Consider the following 17,200-nt stretch of genomic DNA (forward strand, 5'->3'; position numbering starts at 1 on the left):
CACAGCACATCACCATGTGCAGATCCGAGGCGGCGAGGGCGGGTTCGGGGTCTTTCACATCGACTCGGGAGCACCCGATCAGTTCGGGAGCACCCAGTCCGGCACCCAGGTGCCGGGGACGGCGTGGCCGGTCGCGGTCGCGGTCGCGCTCGCGGCGAGGTGGGCGCGGAGGGCGGTCAGGCCGGGGTGGGGGTTGTCCCGGTGCCAGAGGAGCGAGTGGGGGTAGACCGGGGTCGGGTCGGTCACCGGGATGCGGCGCAGGCCGTGGCCGGCGGGCCAGACCAGGCGGGTCTGTTCGCTCATGAAGGTGGCCAGGGCCGGGGTGTCCGCGATGGTGTCGAGGAGTGCGTCGGAGCCGAAGTTGGGCCCGGTGGCCTCGATGGTGAGGCCGAACTCGGCGACGAGGTCGGCGTAGTAGGCGGCCCATTCGGTGCCGGGGACGATGCCGGGCATCCAGATCCGGTGGCCGACGAGCTCGGCGAGGCGGACCGAGCGGGCGGCGGCCAGGGCGTGGGCGGGGCCGGTGAGGAGCTGGAGCGGCTCGTCGAGCACCCGTACGGACGCGATGTCCTCCGGCAGGGCTCGGCCGGGCGCGGCGACGGCGCGGAAGGACGCGTCGATGGTGCCGGACCGGATGGCGGCGACGGCCGTGTCGACGTCGAACAGCATCACGACGTCGAGGTCGACGTCGGGGTGCGCGCGATGGAAGCCGCGCAGCAGCCCCGAGGCCGCGCCGCGCGAGTTGATCACGTCGACGCGCAGCGGACGCCGGTCGGTACGCACGGAGGCGACGGCCCGGTCGGCGACCTTCAGCAGCTCCCGGGCGTGCGGCAGGAAGGCCTGTCCGTCGATGGTGAGCTCGGCACCGCGCGGGGTCCGGGTGAAGAGCCGCACCCCGAGCGCGCGCTCAAGGGCGGCGATGCGCTTGGAGACGGCCTGCTGGGTGACCGACAGCTCCGCCGCGGCCTCCTGGAACCGTCCCGCGTCGGCGGCCGCGACGAAGGTCCGCACGGTGTCGAGGTCCATGCCGGACACCCTACGGGTACAACCATGGGTTGTGGGTGAGTGGCCTCCTGGTTGTTTGATCCCTGGTCGCACGGCCCGCTTTGATGCTCCCGAACGCTGATCGGTTGTACGGGTGAGAGGTGAGGGGCGTCGGCATGGGTGACGGGCAGCACCGGCTCGGCCGGCGGTTCGGATGGCTCTGGGGAGCGTACGGGGCCAGCGCGCTCGGTACCTGGCTGGCCTTCGGCGCGTTCCCGCTGATCGCCGTCCGGGTGCTGCACTCCGGACCGGCCGAGGTCGCCGCGCTCGCCTCCGTGGGAGCCGCGGTGGGCGCGGCCGTGGCGGTGCCGCTCGGCCCGTGGGTGGAGTTCCGCCGCAAGCGGCCGGTGCTGATCGGGGCGGATCTGGTGCGGTGCGCGGCGCTGCTCACCATCCCCGTCGCGTACGCGCTCGGCGTGCTCTCCTTCGCCCAGCTGCTGCTGGTCTCGGTGGTCGTCTCGGCCGCCGACATCACCTTCCGGGCCGCGTCCGGCGCGTATCTGAAGGGGCTGCTGCCGGCCGAGGAGCTGCTCGTCGCCAACGCCCGGTTCGAGTCGACGGCCTGGGCCACGACGATCGTCGGGCCGCCGCTGGGCGGGGTGCTGATCGGCCTGCTCGGTCCGGTGGCGACGGTGCTCGCCGACGCCGTCAGCTATCTGCTCTCGGCCCTGGGCATCCGTGCGACGGACGGTCGGGAGCCGCGGCCGCCGCGGCCCGGGGGCCGGGAGGGCACGCGCCCGCGGGCCGGGGGCCTGCTCGACGGCTGGCGGTTCCTCCTCGCCGACCCGACCCTGCGCCCGCTGTTCCTCAACACGGTCCTGTTCAACGGCCTGGTCATGGCCGCCCAGCCGCTCCTCGTCGTCCTGATGCTCGGCCCGCTCGGGTTCGCGCCGTGGCAGTACGGCCTCGCCTTCGCCGCGCCCTCCGTCGCCGGGCTGCTCGGCTCGCGGCTCGCCCGACCGCTCGCCGCCCGGTACGGGCAGCGCCAGGTGCTGGTCACGGCCGGGGCGCTGCGCGCGATCTGGCCGGTCGGCCTGGCCTTCACCGGGCCGGGCACCGGCGGGCTGGTCCTGGTGATCGGCGTCGAGCTCGGCCTCATCCTCTGCTGCGGGATCTTCAACCCCGTCTCCGCCACCTACCGCCTCACCCGCACTGCCCCCGACCGGGTCGCCCGCACCCTGTCCGCCTGGTCGGTGACGTCCAAGGCCTCGACCGCGCTCCTCACGGCCGTATGGGGTCTCCTCGGCAGTCTGCTCGGCCCGCGCCCGGCCCTCGGCCTCGCCGGCCTGCTCGTCCTGGCCACCCCGCTGCTGCTCCCCCGGGGCGGGTCAGCCTTCCGGTGCCTCAGGGAGTGACCATCCTTGGGGAAGGTGGAAGCCTGGAGGAACGGGCAGGGAACCCAGCGAGCCCAGGGGGCACCATGAGCGATCAGCCGGCCGCCGCCACGACCGCGACCCGGGTGTTCCTGGTGGACGACCACGAGGTCGTCCGGCGGGGCCTGCGGGACCTGATCGACGACGAGCCCGACCTCCAGGTGGTCGGGGAGGCCTCGACGGCCGGCCAGGCCGTGGCCAGGGGCCCGGCGCTGCGGCCGGACGTGGCCGTGCTCGACGTGCGGCTGCCGGACGGCGACGGGATCACCGTGTGCCGGGAGCTGCGCTCGCGGATGCCGGGGCTCGCGTGTCTGATGCTCACCTCGTTCGACGACGAGGACGCGCTGATCGACGCGATCATGGCGGGCGCCGCCGGCTACGTGCTGAAGCAGATCCGGGGCTCGGACCTCGTCGCGGCGATCCGGACCGTGGCCACCGGCCAGTCCATGCTCGACCCGGCCACCACCGCGCGCCTGATGCACTCGCTGCGCAGCCCGGAGCCGGCAAAACCGGCGGAGGACGAACGGCTCGCCGCCCTGTCCGAGCGGGAGCGCTCCGTACTGGACCTGATCGGCGAGGGGCTCACCAACCGGCAGATCGCCGGTCGGCTCTACCTCTCGGAGAAGACCGTGAAGAACCACATCTCCCGGCTGCTCGGGAAGCTGGGCGTGGAGCGGCGGGTCCAGGCGGCCGTGATCGCCGCCGAGGCGCACGAACACGAGCATGAATACGGGCACGGGCACGGGCACGGCGCACACGGGCACGGGGGCGGGCACGGCGCACACGGGCACGGGGGCGGGGGCGGCGCCGGCTAGGTCTGCTCGGGCCGTCGCAGCGGGACGCGCCAGTCGAGGACGGTGCCGCGGGTCCGGTCCGGGCGGGTGCGGAGGGTGAGGGTGCCGCCCAGGTGGGCGGCGCGTTCGGTGAGGTTGCGGAGGCCGCTGCGGGAGGCGCCGGGCGGGATGCCGACGCCGTCGTCGGTCACCGTCACGGCGAGGGTGCCGTGCTCGGCGACGACGGCGACCTCGGCGTGCCGGGCGCGGGCGTGGCGGGCGACGTTGGTGAGGGCTTCTCCGACGACCGCGAGGACCTCGTCCGCCGTCGTGTCCGGGACGTCGGTGTCGAGCAGGCCCTCCATGCGCAGCGCGGGGGCGAAGCCGAGGGTGCCGGCGGCGGTGTCGGCGGCCTGGACGAGGCGGTCGCGGAGTTTCGGGGCCCGGCCGGTCCGGTCGCGCTCGCGGAGTCCGAAGATGGTCGAGCGGATGATCTTGATGGTGGCGTCCAGGTCGTCGACCGCCCGGGACAGCCGGTCCACCGCCTCCGGATGGTCGACGAAGCGGCGGGCGCTCTGCAGCGTCATCCCCGTAGCGAACAGCCGCTGGATGGCCAGGTCGTGCAGGTCACGGGCGATCCGGTCGCGGTCCTCCAGGAGGCTCACCTGCTCGGCGGCGCGGCGCCGGTCGGCGAGTTCCAGGGCGAGCCCCACCTGGCCGGCGAAGCCGGGCAGCGCGCCGACCTCGGCCCGGGAGAACGGCGGCCGGCCGGTGCGCCGGGCGAGGATCAGCACGCCGCTGAGCCGCTGCTCGGTGCCGACGGTGACGGCCACCCCCGGCCCGAAGCCGTGCCATCGCTCGGGCCGTACGGTGACGCGGGCGTCGCTAGCGAGGTCGGGCACGGTGACGAGGCCGCCGGCCGTCGCGTGGAGCGCGGCGCCCGCGAGGGTCCCGTCGACCCCGGACCGTACGAAGCCGCGATGGGCGCCGGCCTCGTGACCGACGGCCAGCGTGTCCCGCAACTCCCCTCCCTCGTCGACGAGTTGGAACACCCCGAGGTCGGCGCCCGAGATGTCCACCGCCTGTTCGAGGAGGCCGCCGAGGACCTCGGCCTCCGCCGCGCCGGACAGCAGGGCGCTGGTGACGTCGGAGCCGGCGGCCAGCCAGCGTTGCCGCAGCCGGCCCTCCTCGTACAGCCGCGCGTTCTCGATGGCGATGCCGGCGGCGACGGCGAGCGTGGTGACGACGGCCTCGTCCTCGGCGTCGAAGTCCGCCCCGCCCCGCTTCTCGGTGAGGTAGAGATTGCCGAACACCTCGTCGCGGACCCGGATCGGCACGCCCAGGAACGAGCGCATCGGCGGATGGTGGGGCGGGAAGCCGTATGCGGCGGGGTGCTCCGACAGTTCCGCGAGCCGCAGCGGCTCGGGATGCCGGATCAGCTCCCCGAGGATGCCGTGCCCGGACGGCAGCCGGCCGATCCGCTCCCTGAGCTCGTCGTCGATGCCGACGGGCAGGAACGCGGACAGTCTCCGGTCGTCCCCGATCACTCCCAGGGCGCCGTACTCGGCGTCGACGAGGGTGACCGCCGCTTCCACGATGCCGTGCAGCACGTGCGGCAGGTCGAGCTCACGCCCGACGGACATGACGGCTTCGAGGAGTCCGTTGAGCCGGTCGCGCGTGCCCCGGACCTCGTCGATCCGGGACTGGAGCTCGTCGAGGAGTTCGTCGAGCCGCAGCCGGGGCAGCCGGGCGCGGGCGTCCGGCGCGGCGCTGTCCTCGCGGCCCATCGGCACCTCCGGTCCGGTCCGGTCGGTCGCGCGGACCGCCCGTCGTGCCCGTCACGCCCGCCTTCACGGTAGTCCGTATGCCCGGGGCGTTCCTGCCGGGGGTCCGGCCGGTCATGTCGTGCTGCCGTGGCCGCGTACGGCTCCGAGGACGGATTCGAGGACCGAGTCGGGGGCGGTCGCGGTCGCGGTGGTGTGCCGGGGGATCAGCTCCACCGGGCAGTGGGCGTGCTGCAGCAGGCCGAGGGTGGTCCTGCCGAGGGTCGGGCCGAGATAGCCGGGGGCCCGCCGGCCGCCGGCGACCAGCAGGTCGGCGTGCCGGGACGCCTCGACGAGCGCGCCGGGGACGCTGCGGTCCTTCTCGCCGACGGTGTCCACCGTGAGGTCCGGGAACTCCGCCCGGAGGGCGGCGGCGATGCCGGTGAGCGGGCGCACCTGCTCGACGCCGGCGGGAGCCCTGAGGCCGCCGAGGTACGGCAGTGTGCTCCATACGTGGACCAGCCGCAGCGGCACCTTGCGCAGCAGGGCCTCCCGGGCCGCCGCCCGCGCGCAGCCCTCGTCGTGCGCGTCCCGGACGGCCGCGAGGACGACGCCGGCCTCGGCGGGCTCGGCGGGCTCCTCGTACGGCTCACGCTGCTCGTACCGCTCGTACGGCTCCTGCGGCGCGTCGGAGTCGCCCCGCGGCTCGTCCGTACCGCGGATCACGACCACCGGGGCCGTGGCGGCGGCCGCGAGTTCGAGGCCGACCGAGCCGAGCACGAGCGAGGAGAAACCGCCGAGCCCTCGGTGACCGACGACGATCATGCCGGTCAGCGCCGCGGCGGCGCGCAGCGCGGCGGGGGCGGTTCCGTCGTCGAGCTCCGTCACGACGGGCACCTGGGGGTGGCGCGCCGTGACCGTCCGGGCCGCCCGGTCGAGGAGCTCCCGGCCGGCGCCGACGAGCCGTTCCGTCTCCTCCGGGCGCAGGTACAGGGCGCTGGTGTCCGTGGCGTGCACGATGCACAGGCCGGTCCGCCAGAGCGCGGCCTCGCGCGCGGCCCAGGCGACCGCCGCGTCGGCGGACGGCGATCCGTCCACGCCGACGACGATCCGTCCGGGCCGGGGGCCGAAGGCCGGGGCCGGGCGGTCGGTGGTTCCGTCCATGGCTCCTCCTGGTGCGGGAAGGTCGCGATCCGCAACGTCACGATCCGCTCCCACCGTGGCACGCGCCGGACGGGCGGGCGGAGGGCCGGCGGGGGCAGGCCGGGGCCCTGTCGGTCCGTGTCCCGGGGACCGTTCGGCCCTCCCGCGCGGGGCCTCCGGCAGCGGACCGTGGTGGCACGGGACCGTCCGTCGGGCGGATGCTCGTAGAGGAGGCACCGTGATGACACGGGTGACGGCCGGCGGCCCGCGGGCGCGGCCGAGGCCCGCAGGCCCGACCGCTCTCAGGCCAGACGGCCCCGGCCGCCCGGCCGCTCCCGGTGCCGACGCGGACGTCGCCACCCGCCGATGTTCTTCAGTGACCTCACCGTCAGGAGGAACCGTGCCCACCACCGCTCCCACCCGCGCGCTCGTGACGTCACTGATCGAGGACGCCGTCACCGCACCCTCGATGCACAACGCGCAGCCATGGAGATTCGTCCACCGGACGGACACCGGGACCATCGAGCTGTACGGCGATCCCGCGCGCGCCATGCCGCGCGAGGACCCCGACCACCGCGCCCTGCACCTCGGCTGCGGCGCCGCCCTCTTCAGCCTGCGGGTGGCCGCCGCCCATCGGGGCCGGCACGCGGTGGTCCGGCCGCTGCCCGACCCCGGCGATCCCTGGCACCTGGCCGACGTCCGGATCGCCGGCGCCGTCATCGAGCACGACGAGGAACTCGCCGCGCTGCGCCCGGCCCTCCGGCAGCGGCACACCAGCCGGTTCCCCTTCACCGAGGAACGCGTGCCGCCGGAGATCCTCGACGGGCTCCGCTCGGCCGCGTTCCTGGAGGGCTGCCGGCTGGTCGTGCCGGGTGCCTGGCACGCCGACACGGTGCTCGACCTGGTCCAGGACTCGGCCCGTTTCGAGGCCGCCGACCCGTCCGTGCGCGGCGAGATCGAGGCCTGGGTGCACACCGGCGAGGAGGACGCGGAGGCGCGCGGCGAGGAGGCCCGCAAGGAGGGCATCCCCTCGTACGCGCTCGGCCCCCGGCAGTACGACGTGACCTCCCCGGTGCGCGACTTCGGCCCCGACCGGCCCGCCCCGGGCCGTGCGGCGGTGCGTTTCGAGCGGAGCCCGCAGATCGTGCTCCTCGGCACCGTCGAGGACACCCCGGCGGACTGGCTGAAGGCCGGCCAGGCGATGCAGCGGGTGCTGCTCCGGGCCACCCTCGACGGACTGTCGTCCTCGCTCATGTCCCAGCCGCTCGAATGGCCGGAACTGCGCTCCGTGGCCCGCGACCCGGGCTCCACGACCGGATTCGTACACATGGTGATCCGCCTGGGCTACGGCCCCCGCGGGCAGGCCACACCGCGCCGCCCGGTCGCCGAGGTCCTGTCGTTCACCTGATGCGCGGCGCGGCGCGTACCGCCGTCCGATCCCGATCCCGATCCCGAGGAGTACCGGCCATGTCCGAGGCAGCCCCGAACCCCGCCCCCACCGGAGTCGGCGCCGGCGCGGAATCCGGCAGCGCGCCGCGCCCGGCCCTGCTCAGCTTCCTGGGCGGGGTGGGCACGGTCACCGGCAGCAAGTTCCTGGTGGAGAGCGACCGGGCGCGGATCCTCGTCGACTGCGGGCTCTTCCAGGGCTTCGCGAAGCTGCGCCGGCGCAATTGGGAGCGGTTCGCGCGCGACGCCGCCGACGTCGACGCCGTGGTCGTCACCCATGCGCACCTGGACCACTGCGGCTATCTGCCCCGGCTGGTCCGGCAGGGCTTCCGCGGGCCGATCCTCACCAGCCCGCACACCGCGCGCCTCGCCGGGATCGTGCTGCGCGACAGCGCCCGGCTGCAGATGGAGGCGGCCCGGCACGCCAACGAGCACGGCTGGTCCAAGCACCGTCCGGCGAAGCCGCTGTACGACGACGGCGACGTCGACAAGACGCTGGCCTTCTTCGACCCGGTCCCGGTCGGCGCCGACGTGGAGATCACGGGCGGCAACCGGCTGACACTGCACCACGCCGGCCACATCCTCGGCTCGGCCTGGGCGCGGCTCACCCTGGAGGACGGGCACAGCCTCGCCGTGTCCGGGGACCTCGGGCGTCCGGGGCATCCGCTGCTCCTGCCGCCGGAGCCGTTCTCGGGCGCGGACGTGCTGCTGATGGAGTCGACGTACGGCGACCGGCGCCACGACCAGGAGTCGGGCCGCTCGGCCTTCGCGGACGTGGTCGCCCGTACGGTGGCGCGGGGCGGCACCGTCGTCGTACCGGCCTTCGCGATCGACCGGACCGAGGTGGTGCTGCACGAGCTGACCCGGCTGCGCGAGACGGGCGTGCTGCCCGGCTCCGTACCGGTGTACGTCGACAGTCCGATGGCTCTGGCCGCGCTCGACGTCTACCGGGACGCGGTGCGCGAGCGGTCCCCGGAGCTGCGGCCGGAGATCCTGGCCGCGGGCGAGACGGCGCTGAGTCCGGCCCCGTTCCTCGCCGCGCGGACGGTCCAGGAGTCCATCGAGATCAACAGCGTGCCCGGCCCCGCGGTCATCGTCTCGTCGGCCGGCATGGCCACCGGCGGACGCGTCCTGCACCATCTGCGCAGGCTCCTCCCCGACCCCCGCAACTCCGTCGTCGTGGTGGGCTTCGCCGCGGCCGGCAGCCGGGCGCGGGACCTGGTGGACGGGGCGCGTGCGCTGAAGATGTTCGGCCAGTACGTGCCGGTGCGCGCCGAGGTCGCCGACGTGCCGCACTTCTCGGCGCACGCCGACGCCGAGCAGATCCTCGGCTGGCTGCGCGGCGCGCCCGCCCCGCACACCACCTATCTCGTGCACGGCGAGCCGGCCGCCTCCGAGGCGCTGCGCGAGCGCGTCGACCGCGAGCTGGGCTGGACGGCCGTCGTGCCGCGCTCCGGGGAGGCGGTCCTGATCCGCTGACACGCCGTTCCGCTGCCCCGTCCCCGTCGTCGTCCCTTCGGCCGGTGAGGAGAGTGTCATGACCACGCAGCCGTTCACCGTGGCCGACGTGATGACCCGGAAGGTCGTCGCCGTGCAGTCGGGTGCGGACTTCAAGGAGATCGTGGCCGCCATGGAGCGGTGGAAGATCACCGCCGTGCCCGTCCTCGAGGGCGAGGGCCGGGTCGTCGGCATCGTCTCGGAGGCGGATCTGCTCCTGAAGGAGGAGTTCCGCGACCACCGCCTCGGCCTCGTCGAGCAGTTGCACCGCCTCGAGGCCACCGCCAAGGCCGGATCGCGCCGGGCCGAGGACCTGATGACCTCCCCCGCGGTCACCGTGGACCCCGGGGCCTCACTCCCCCGGGCCGCCCGGCTGATGGCCGCCCACCACGTGAAGCGGCTGCCGGTCGTCGACGAGCACGGCACGATCCTGGGCATCGTGAGCCGCTCCGACCTGCTCAAGGTGTTCCTGCGGCCGGACCAGGACCTCGTCGCGGAGGTGCGCCGGGACGTCGTCGACCACCTCTTCCCGCTCTCCCGCGACCGGGTCGCGGTGCGGGTCGACGCGGGCGTCGTCACCCTCTCCGGCGAGGTCCGCGACGGCGCGCTCATCCCCATGGCGGCGCGGCTCGCCCGGGCCGTGGAGGGGGTGGTGGACGTCCGGTGCGAGCTCACCGCGCGCCCCGGAGCGTAGGCCGTGTCTCGTGGGCCCGCCGTGCGCGCCGCCGGCCGGCCGCGCATCCTCGATACATGTCCGAGGTGACGTCCACCGACCTGTACGAGGTCACCATGGCGCTCTCCTACCTGCGGGAGGACATGCGGGCGCCGGCCACGTTCAGCCTCTTCGTGCGCGACCTGCCGCCCGGCCGGGGCTTCCTCGTCGCGGCCGGCCTCGAAGCGGCCCTGGACCACCTCTCCCGCTACCGGGTGGGCCGCGCCGACATCGAGGAGTTCGCCGAGGTGCTGCGCCGGCCCGTCGCCGATCTGGAGCCCTTGCGGGGTCTCTCCTTCGACGGGGAGGTCCGTGCCGTGCCCGAGGGGCGGCTCGTGTTCGCGGGCGAACCGCTTCTGGAGGTCACCGCGCCGCTGCCGCAGGCGCAGCTCGTCGAGACGCAGCTGCTGTCCCTGGTGGCGCACCAGACGGCGGTCGCGTCCAAGGCGGCGCGATGCGTGCTCGCCGGTGCCGGGCGGCCGCTGGTGGACTTCTCGCTGCGCCGGGCGTACGGGCCGGAGGCCGGGCTTCGGGTGGCGCGGCTGTGCGCGCTCGTCGGGTTCGCCGGCACCAGCAACGTCGCCGCCGCCCACCGCTGGGGCATCCCGGCGGCGGGCACGATGGCCCACTCGTACGTCCAGGCCTTCCCGTCCGAGGAGGCGGCGTTCCGCGCCTTCGCCCGCACCCACCCGGGGCCGGTGACCTTCCTCGTCGACACGTACGACACCGATCGCGGGGTGGCGACGGCCGCCCGGGTCTTCGCCGACCTGGGGCTCGGCTCCGGCTGCGGGATCCGGCTCGACAGCGGCGACCTGGCGGCGCAGGCCGGCCGGGCGCGGGCCGCGCTCGACGCGGCGGGGCTCGGCGAGGTGCGGATCATCGCGAGCGGCGGCCTGGACGAGTACGCCGTCGACCGGCTCGTACGGGAGGGGGCGCCGATCGACGCGTACGCGGTGGGCTCGAAGCTGGGCACGGCCGCCGACGCGCCGTACCTGGACATGGCGTACAAGCTCGTCGAGTACGACGGGCGGCCGGTGATGAAGCTGTCCGCGGCGAAGGTGACGGCGCCCGGCCCCAAGCAGGTCTTCCGCGGTCCCGGCCTGCGCGACGTCATCGGTCTGGCCAACGAGGAGCCGCCCGAGGGCACGGAGCCCCTGCTGCGCACGGTGATGCGCGGCGGTCTGCGCACCGACCCGCCGGACACCGCGGCCGCCGCCCGGGCCCGCTTCGAGGCCGATCTCGCCGCGCTCCCGGAGGAGGCCCGGCGCATCACGGACCCGGTGCCTCCGCCGCCCACGGCGTCGACCCGGCTGACGGTCCTGACGAAGGTCGTCCGCCACCGCGTCGAGGCGGGGACGGGCACGGCGGGGCGCCGGCCGGTGACGGAGTGAGCGCTACGGCGCGTCCGGGTTCGCGGCGTCGTCGGCGGCGGCGTCGGCGCCCGGGGCCGTGAAGGTGTGCGGGACGATCTCGACCGGGCAGTGGGCGTGGTGGATCAGGGAGTGGGCGACCCGTCCCAGTGCGGGCCCGAGGCCGAGCGGCCGGCGGCCGCGGCCCATCACCAGGAGGTCGGCGTCGTGGCTCGCCTCGATCAGGATGCCCGGGGTGCTCGTGCCCGGCTCCACGTGCTGTTCGACGTTCAGGCCCGGGTAGGCCCGCCGGACGCGGTCGGCCAGTTCCTTGGCGTCCCGCACCCTGCGCCGGGCGGTCCCGTCGAGGTCGTCCAGCATGGTCGCCACGCTGCCGACATGGGCGAACACGTTCCAGCCGCTCAGCAGCCGCAGGGACGCCTTGCGGGCCTCCGCCTCGGCGGCGGCGAGCAGCAGCCAGCCGAGGTCCGAGGAGCCGTTCACGGCCGCGAGGACCGTGCCGGTCTCGGGGCGCTCGTCCTCCCCGCGTACGACGATCACGGGCACGTCGGCGCGGGCCGCCACGCCCAGGCCGACGGAGCCGAGCATCAGGGTGGCGAATCCGCCGAGCCCGCGGTGGCCGACGACGATCGTGCCGTGCCGCCCGGCGGCGGCGAGCAGCCCGGCGACCGGCTCCTGGCGGCCGAGCTCGCTGGTCAGGGAGAGTCCGGGGAAGCGTTCCCACACCGCCTCCGCGGTGCGGATCAGCAGGTCGCGGCCGACCTCGCGGACCGACTGGATGGTCTCGGCGTCGGCGAACAGGGCGCGCCGGTCGGTGTCGGCGGCGTGGACCAAGTGCAGGGCGCGGCCGCGGCGGGCGGCTTCGGCGGCGGCCCAGAGCGCGGCGGTGCGCGCGGCGGGAGAGCCGTCGACGCCCACGACGACGTTGCCGAGCTCGGGGCGGGCGGGGCGCTCGGGCTGCCGGCCGGGGTGCCCGCCGTCCGTCTCCCTCGCGCCGCTCATAGCGCTTCCTCGCCACTCATGGCGCTTCCTCGCTGCTCATGGCGCTTCCTCGCTGCTCATGGCGCCTCCTCCGGAGGGCCCGGGCGCCGCTGCGGTACGACGGCGACGGGGCACGCCGCGTGGTGCAGGGCGCGGTGGGCGACCCTGCCGAGTTCCAGGCCGACGAGTCCGTCCCGGCGGCGCGCGCCGACGACCAGCAGGTCGGCGGCGGCGGACCGTTCGGTGAGGACGCGGTGGGCGTGGCCTTCGGCCGTGGTGCGGCGCAGCCGGACGTCCGGATGTTCCCCGGCCGCGGCATCGAGGGTCTTGTCGAGCAGGTCGGAGGCCTCGTGCTCGGCCTGCGCCCCGCCCTCGCCGGTCAGCAGCGGGTGACCGGCGGCTTCGTGGCCCCGGCGCCGCCAGACGCGTACGACATCCAGCTCGGCGCCGCGTACGGCCGCCTCCCGGAAGGCGAACCGCACGGCCGGCGAGTCCACGTCGTGCTCGCCGATGCCGAGCAGCACGCGCCCGTGGCGGCCCTCCAGGGCGTACGGGTCGCCGCGGACGACGACGACCGGCCCGGTCGAGCGGGCCGCCACGACAAAGCCGACCGAGCCGAGGAGCAGGTCCGCGAACGCGCCGCGTCCCCGGGAGCCGACGACGAGGAGCGCGGCCTCCCGGCCCTCGCGGAGCAGGGCGCTCGCCGGGTCCTCGGCGAGCACGTCGGCGGTGACGGTGACGGCGGGCGAGCGGAGGCGGGCGCGGTCGGCGGCGGAGGCGACGACGGTCTCGGCGAGCACCTGGCCGGAGGGGCGGTGCGCGGACCCGGCCGGCTCGACGCCCTCGTACCGCTCCCAGAGCGAGGCGTGGACGACCCGCAGCGGCCGCCCGTGGCGCGCGGCCTCGTCGGCTGCCCAGTCGAGGGCCGCGAGACTGACCCGGGAACCGTCGACTCCCACCACCACGGGTGCTGTCACCAGAGGGGATCCCATCGCGCCCACCGCCTTCCGCCGCGTGAGGTGCTCTCCTGCCACCCTCGCACCGGCCGGGCCCGAGGGGTAGGGCCGGTCGGCCCCGGTGGCCCGTGGCGAAGGCGGCACGAATGATGGAGGGAACGGGTCCACGGGAGGTGACCGGTCGTGACGCGGAGCATCGTGGTCGGCCTGGACGGTACGGAGCAGGCCCGCGCCGCCGCCGCGTGGGCGGCGGAGGAGGCGGTGCTGCGCGGTGCGGCGGTACGCCTGGTGCACGTGCTGGTGCCGTCGCCGGACGCCCTGGTGCCCTTCGTGTCACGGGAGCCCGTCGAGTCCTGGGCCGAGGAGCTGCTCACCCGTACGGCGGCGGCTCTGCGGGAGCGCCGGCCGGGGCTGCCGGTGACCACCGCGCTGCTGCCCGGCGACGCCGTGCCCGGTCTGGTCACCGCCGCCGACGACGCCGACCTGCTGGTCCTGGGCTCGCGCGCGCTGGGCGCCGTGGCCGGTTACTTCCTCGGCTCGGTCGGCATGACGGTCGCGGGCCTGGTCGAACGGCCCGTCGTCCTGGTCCGCGAAGGCGACCCGCCGGGCCCCCTCGACGGCCCCGTCTCGGTCGGTGTGGACCTGCGTGAACCGGCCGACGGTCTCCTGGGGTTCGCCTTCGACGAGGCCGCCCGCCGCCGCGGCCCGCTGCACGTGACGTACGCCCGCCGGTCCGCACCCCCGGAGCTGCAGCGCGCCCTCGACGACCTGCTCCTCCCCTGGCGCGCGAAGTACCCGGAGCTCTCCGTCACCGCCCGCGTGGTGCCCGCCTCGGCCGGCCCCGAACTCGTCCGCGCCGCCGCCGACGCCTCCCTCGCGGTCATCGGCCGCCGCATCCGCCGCTCCCCGCTGAGCACCCACATCGGCAGCGTGGCCCACGCGGTCCTGCACCACAGCCGGGCACCGGTCGTCCTCGTTCCGCACGAGTGACGGTGTGGGCGAGGGCTCGGTCGTGGGCTTGCGCGTGGGCGTGGGGATGAGGGGTAGCCGCCTGCGTGAGCAGGAGGTGCGGGGCGGTGCAGGGAGTGCAGGAGGTTCCCGATGAACCCGGATCCGGCGGCGAACACCGCCCGTGGCGGCGGCGCGGGTGACGGAGCAGGCCCCGAACCGTACGACGCCACTCCCTTCCTGCCGAAACGCGGCCGCCTCCCCGCGCACCGGCGGGCCGCGGCCGACTGCCGCGGCTGCCCGCTGTACCGGGAGGCGACCGGCACCGTCTTCGGACGCGGCGCCCCGGACGCACGGCTGATGCTGGTCGGGGAGCAGCCCGGTGACCAGGAGGACCGTGAGGGGGTCGCCTTCGTGGGGCCGGCGGGGCGGCTGCTCAGCCGGGCGCTGCGGGATGCGGGGATCGACGAGGAGGGGATCTACCTCACCAACGCGGTCAAGCACTTCAAGTTCCGGCGGGACGAACCCCGGAAGCGGCGCATTCACAAACCGCCCAGCCTGCGCGAGATGACGGCCTGCCGTCCGTGGCTGGAGGCGGAACTCCGGCTGGTCTCCCCCGAGTTGGTGGTCACCCTCGGCGCCACGGCGGGCCGCTCCCTGCTGGGGCCCTCCTTCCGGGTCGGCACCGACCGTGGAGTGCCGAGGCCGCTGACCGAGATTGAGGACGGCGCGGGTGACGGGACGGATGTGCGGGTGCTCGCGACCGTCCATCCGTCGGCCGTGCTGCGGGCGCGGGACGGGGACCGGGAGGGCATGTACGAGGGCCTCGTCACCGATCTGAGGACCGCGGCGGAGGCGCTGGAGGCTCGGTGAGCCGGGGCGTGCGGGCGGTCGCGCCGGGTAGGCGACGGGGTGGGGATGACTGCCCCGGGGGACGGGGGACCCCGCCGTTCAGTGGAGGTGTGTCATGGAGACCGCCGTTCGCGGCATGCTGAACATCCATCCCGTCGGCCCCATCGCCCCGGCCGACGCCGACGCGCTGGGCCGGTGCATCGAGCACTGCATGGCCTGCGCCCAGGCGTGTGCGGCCTGCGCGGACGCCTGCCTCGCCGAGACCGAGCTCCGTGATCTGGCCTGCTGCGTCGCCAGGGATCTGGACTGTGCGGACCTGTGTACGGCCACGGCGGCTGTCGTGACCCGGCGCACCGCCCGCAACGGCGACGTCACCCGGTCCGTCCTCCTCGCCTGCCGTACCGCGTGCGCCGCGTGCGCCGCCGAGTGCGAGCGGCACGGGGACCGGCACGAGCACTGCCGGATCTGCGCGGAGGCCTGCCGCGCCTGCGAACAGGCCTGCGCGGACCTCCTCGAACTGCCGGATCCCGTCGGCTGACGCACCGCACGGACACGACACCCGACCCGACACCGCCGCCCGGAGGGGGGAAGACCGGACGGCGGCTTTTCGGGTGCGCACCCGCCAGGGCGCATGCCCGTACACGGCCGCATCATGCCCATGACCGCCGCACGAACCAGGCACCGGGACACCGGGCGGTGGGCGGCGGGCGGCGGGCGGCGGGCACGGAAAATCCGGGGCGCATCCCAGGGGCTCCGGGCAGGATGCCCTGGTGCATCACATCCTCTGCGGACTCGCCGGCAATCCCGCCCTCCCCGCCACGCTGCTCGACCGGCTCGTCGCCGTCGCCGACGAGGACATCGCCACGCGTCTCGCGCGCCGGGCCGACCTCGGTCGGGCGCAGGCGCTCGCGTTGGCCGGGCGGGTGCCCGGAAGCGCCGTGGAGCTCGCGTACGAGGGGCGGTTGGCGGCGGAGGACGTGGATCCGGCTGCGCGGCCCGATGCCGCGTGCGCGCTGCTCGACCAGGGGATCGGGCGACCCGGGTGGGCCCGGCTGCTCGCGGGGCATCCGGATCCTGGCGTACGGGAGCGGCTCGCGGCCTGTCCCGGCCTGCCGGAGGACGTCGTGGAGGTGCTGGCGGCCGACCCGGAGCCGCGGGTGGTGGCCGAGCTCGCGCTGTCGGCGACGGCAGAGGCGGCGGCGCGGCTCGCGGGGCATCCGCATGCCGAGGTGCGGCGGGCGGTCGCGGGGAACGAGGCGACGCCACCGTGGGTGTTGGCCGCCTTGGTCGCCGGGGAGGGGCCGGCCGCACTGCGGTGTCTGGTGTGCGACCAGGAGGAGATCCCGTTCGTGCACGACCGCGAGTGCCCGCGGCTCGACTGCGCACTGCCGTCGGGGGCCGCCTGCGACGGCTCGCACCAGTCGACGGTGCACGCCCTGTGGGAGGCGGCGCTGCGCAATCCGGCGACGCCCGTCGAGGCGCTCGTCGGGTTCGCGGAGCATCCGTCGGCGGGGCTGCGCTGGACGCTCGCGGCCCGTCCGGATCTGCCGCGGGAGGCCTGCGTACGGCTCGTCTCGGACCCCGTTCCCGGGGTGCGCGCGGATGTCGCGACGCATCCGGCGCTCGACCAGGAGCTGATCCGGCGGCTGGCCGACGACCCGCACACGGACGTACGGCGTGCGGTCGCCCATCACCCCCCGCATACCCCTCGACGTGCTCGTACGGCTCGCCCGGACCACCAGGCTCGCGGCAGTGCCGCTGCCCCGGGTCACGGCGGCGACGCCCGCCGAGGTCGTGGAGTTGGCCGGGGCGGCGGAGCCGGCGGCCCGCAGGCTGGTGGCCCATCGGCGGGATCTGCCGGCGGAGGTGCGTGATCGGCTGGCCGGTGACACCGATGCGAAGGTGCTCCAGGCCGTGGCCGGGCATCCCGGTCTGACGGAGTTGCAGTTGAGGGCGCTGATCGAAGGGCACGGCCGCCGGATTCTGGCCAAGGTCGCCGCCCGGCCGGACGTTTCCGCGGCGCTCCTGGAGGACCTGGTCCGGCACGAGCCGCCGGTGCGGAAGGTGTTCCGGGTGGTGGCCGGGCACCCGCGGGCGACGGCGTCGGCGCTGCTCGCGTGTCTGGAGGAGCGGCAGGCGCGGCCCGTCGCGGCCGGGCATCCGGCGCTGCCGGCGGCGGTGATCGTGGAGTTGCTCGGGGACGCGGACGGGCAGGTGGTCGAGGCCGCGGCGGCGAATCCGGCCCTGCCGCCCGCCGTGATGGCGGAGCTGGCGGAACGCGCGGAGCTGGCGGAGCGGACGGACCGGCTGTAGGCGGGTCGGCGACGGCGCCCCGTTCCCGT

The 17,200-nt window shown here is 75.5% G+C and carries 14 protein-coding genes and 1 pseudogene; 10 read left to right on the forward strand and 5 right to left on the reverse strand.

The genetic code is table 11. The features are described from left to right. Positions 1 to 78: 78 nt before the first annotated feature. On the reverse strand, positions 79 to 1,026 hold the full coding sequence (locus tag KV205_RS12890) for a LysR family transcriptional regulator (RefSeq protein ID WP_265864354.1): 948 nt from the start codon (positions 1,024 to 1,026) through the stop codon (positions 79 to 81). A 134-nt stretch (positions 1,027 to 1,160) separates the two neighbouring features. Here KV205_RS12890 and KV205_RS12895 point away from each other — a divergent pair, with 134 nt between their 5' ends. Both KV205_RS12895 and KV205_RS12900 read left to right on the forward strand, forming a co-directional pair. Further along, entirely contained in the window at positions 1,161 to 2,399 is a 1,239-nt protein-coding gene (locus KV205_RS12895; RefSeq protein WP_265864355.1) for an MFS transporter, read from the forward strand. 65 nt (positions 2,400 to 2,464) lie between these two features. Then, positions 2,465 to 3,232, forward strand: coding sequence for a response regulator transcription factor (locus KV205_RS12900; RefSeq protein ID WP_265864356.1), 768 nt, complete (start codon positions 2,465 to 2,467; stop codon positions 3,230 to 3,232). Here the strand turns inward: KV205_RS12900 and KV205_RS12905 are convergent. Continuing rightward, positions 3,229 to 4,977 carry a GAF domain-containing protein gene (locus tag KV205_RS12905; RefSeq protein WP_265864357.1) on the reverse strand — a complete coding sequence of 583 codons (1,749 nt, stop codon included), beginning with the start codon at positions 4,975 to 4,977 and terminating at the stop codon, positions 3,229 to 3,231. The two genes, KV205_RS12900 and KV205_RS12905, sit on opposite strands and share 4 nt — an antisense overlap. Positions 4,978 to 5,088: 111 nt before the next feature. Further along, positions 5,089 to 6,117, reverse strand: a complete 1,029-nt coding sequence (locus KV205_RS12910; protein WP_265864358.1) for a universal stress protein — start codon at positions 6,115 to 6,117, stop codon at positions 5,089 to 5,091. 379 nt (positions 6,118 to 6,496) lie between these two features. On the opposite strand from KV205_RS12910, the gene KV205_RS12915 reads away from it, so the two are divergent. From KV205_RS12915 to KV205_RS12930, 4 genes are read left to right on the forward strand one after another with little or no spacing between them, the layout of a single operon-like run. Next, positions 6,497 to 7,504, forward strand: coding sequence for a nitroreductase family protein (locus tag KV205_RS12915; protein WP_265864359.1), 1,008 nt, complete (start codon positions 6,497 to 6,499; stop codon positions 7,502 to 7,504). Positions 7,505 to 7,563: 59 nt separating this feature from the next. Continuing rightward, positions 7,564 to 9,021 carry an MBL fold metallo-hydrolase RNA specificity domain-containing protein gene (locus tag KV205_RS12920; protein WP_265864360.1) on the forward strand — a complete coding sequence of 486 codons (1,458 nt, stop codon included), beginning with the start codon at positions 7,564 to 7,566 and terminating at the stop codon, positions 9,019 to 9,021. Between the two features lie 58 nt (positions 9,022 to 9,079). Next, complete coding sequence (locus KV205_RS12925; RefSeq protein ID WP_265864361.1) at positions 9,080 to 9,733, forward strand: CBS domain-containing protein; 654 nt, start codon at positions 9,080 to 9,082, stop codon at positions 9,731 to 9,733. A 56-nt stretch (positions 9,734 to 9,789) separates the two neighbouring features. Then, positions 9,790 to 11,142, forward strand: coding sequence for a nicotinate phosphoribosyltransferase (locus tag KV205_RS12930; protein ID WP_265864362.1), 1,353 nt, complete (start codon positions 9,790 to 9,792; stop codon positions 11,140 to 11,142). A gap of 3 nt (positions 11,143 to 11,145) precedes the next feature. Here KV205_RS12930 and KV205_RS12935 read toward each other — a convergent pair whose 3' ends face one another. Both KV205_RS12935 and KV205_RS12940 read right to left on the reverse strand, forming a co-directional pair. Next, positions 11,146 to 12,123 carry a universal stress protein gene (locus KV205_RS12935; protein ID WP_265864363.1) on the reverse strand — a complete coding sequence of 326 codons (978 nt, stop codon included), beginning with the start codon at positions 12,121 to 12,123 and terminating at the stop codon, positions 11,146 to 11,148. Positions 12,124 to 12,179: 56 nt separating this feature from the next. Then, positions 12,180 to 13,094 (reverse strand): universal stress protein, encoded by a 915-nt coding sequence (locus KV205_RS12940; protein WP_265864365.1) that lies wholly within the window; start codon positions 13,092 to 13,094, stop codon positions 12,180 to 12,182. Between the two features lie 147 nt (positions 13,095 to 13,241). Here KV205_RS12940 and KV205_RS36415 point away from each other — a divergent pair, with 147 nt between their 5' ends. The 4 genes and pseudogenes from KV205_RS36415 (at position 13,242) to KV205_RS12960 (ending at position 17,171) form a co-directional block, all read left to right on the forward strand. Further along, positions 13,242 to 14,048 carry a universal stress protein gene (locus KV205_RS36415; protein ID WP_265864366.1) on the forward strand — a complete coding sequence of 269 codons (807 nt, stop codon included), beginning with the start codon at positions 13,242 to 13,244 and terminating at the stop codon, positions 14,046 to 14,048. Between the two features lie 111 nt (positions 14,049 to 14,159). Then, positions 14,160 to 14,879: a UdgX family uracil-DNA binding protein gene (locus KV205_RS12950; protein ID WP_265864367.1), complete on the forward strand. Its 720-nt coding sequence runs from the start codon at positions 14,160 to 14,162 to the stop codon at positions 14,877 to 14,879. A 94-nt stretch (positions 14,880 to 14,973) separates the two neighbouring features. Then, positions 14,974 to 15,396 carry a four-helix bundle copper-binding protein gene (locus tag KV205_RS12955; protein WP_265864368.1) on the forward strand — a complete coding sequence of 141 codons (423 nt, stop codon included), beginning with the start codon at positions 14,974 to 14,976 and terminating at the stop codon, positions 15,394 to 15,396. A gap of 232 nt (positions 15,397 to 15,628) precedes the next feature. Beyond that, positions 15,629 to 17,171 (forward strand): annotated as a pseudogene (locus KV205_RS12960) (hypothetical protein). The last annotated feature ends 29 nt before the right edge of the window (positions 17,172 to 17,200 follow it).

This window comes from Streptomyces sp. SKN60 (genome assembly GCF_026236535.1).
GTDB lineage: Bacteria > Actinomycetota > Actinomycetes > Streptomycetales > Streptomycetaceae > Streptomyces.

What these genes read in the sequence shown, in the direction of transcription:
- KV205_RS12900 (WP_265864356.1), top strand. Translation starts at nt 2,465, where the DNA reads ATGAGCGATCAGCCGGCCGCCGCCACGACCGCGACCCGGGTGTTCCTG.
- KV205_RS12940 (WP_265864365.1), bottom strand. Translation starts at nt 13,094, where the DNA reads ATGGGATCCCCTCTGGTGACAGCACCCGTGGTGGTGGGAGTCGACGGT.
- KV205_RS12895 (WP_265864355.1), top strand. Translation starts at nt 1,161, where the DNA reads ATGGGTGACGGGCAGCACCGGCTCGGCCGGCGGTTCGGATGGCTCTGG.
- KV205_RS12910 (WP_265864358.1), bottom strand. Translation starts at nt 6,117, where the DNA reads ATGGACGGAACCACCGACCGCCCGGCCCCGGCCTTCGGCCCCCGGCCC.
- KV205_RS12920 (WP_265864360.1), top strand. Translation starts at nt 7,564, where the DNA reads ATGTCCGAGGCAGCCCCGAACCCCGCCCCCACCGGAGTCGGCGCCGGC.
- KV205_RS12950 (WP_265864367.1), top strand. Translation starts at nt 14,160, where the DNA reads ATGAACCCGGATCCGGCGGCGAACACCGCCCGTGGCGGCGGCGCGGGT.
- KV205_RS12935 (WP_265864363.1), bottom strand. Translation starts at nt 12,123, where the DNA reads ATGAGCGGCGCGAGGGAGACGGACGGCGGGCACCCCGGCCGGCAGCCC.
- KV205_RS12905 (WP_265864357.1), bottom strand. Translation starts at nt 4,977, where the DNA reads ATGGGCCGCGAGGACAGCGCCGCGCCGGACGCCCGCGCCCGGCTGCCC.
- KV205_RS12925 (WP_265864361.1), top strand. Translation starts at nt 9,080, where the DNA reads ATGACCACGCAGCCGTTCACCGTGGCCGACGTGATGACCCGGAAGGTC.
- KV205_RS12955 (WP_265864368.1), top strand. Translation starts at nt 14,974, where the DNA reads ATGGAGACCGCCGTTCGCGGCATGCTGAACATCCATCCCGTCGGCCCC.
- KV205_RS12890 (WP_265864354.1), bottom strand. Translation starts at nt 1,026, where the DNA reads ATGGACCTCGACACCGTGCGGACCTTCGTCGCGGCCGCCGACGCGGGA.
- KV205_RS12930 (WP_265864362.1), top strand. Translation starts at nt 9,790, where the DNA reads ATGTCCGAGGTGACGTCCACCGACCTGTACGAGGTCACCATGGCGCTC.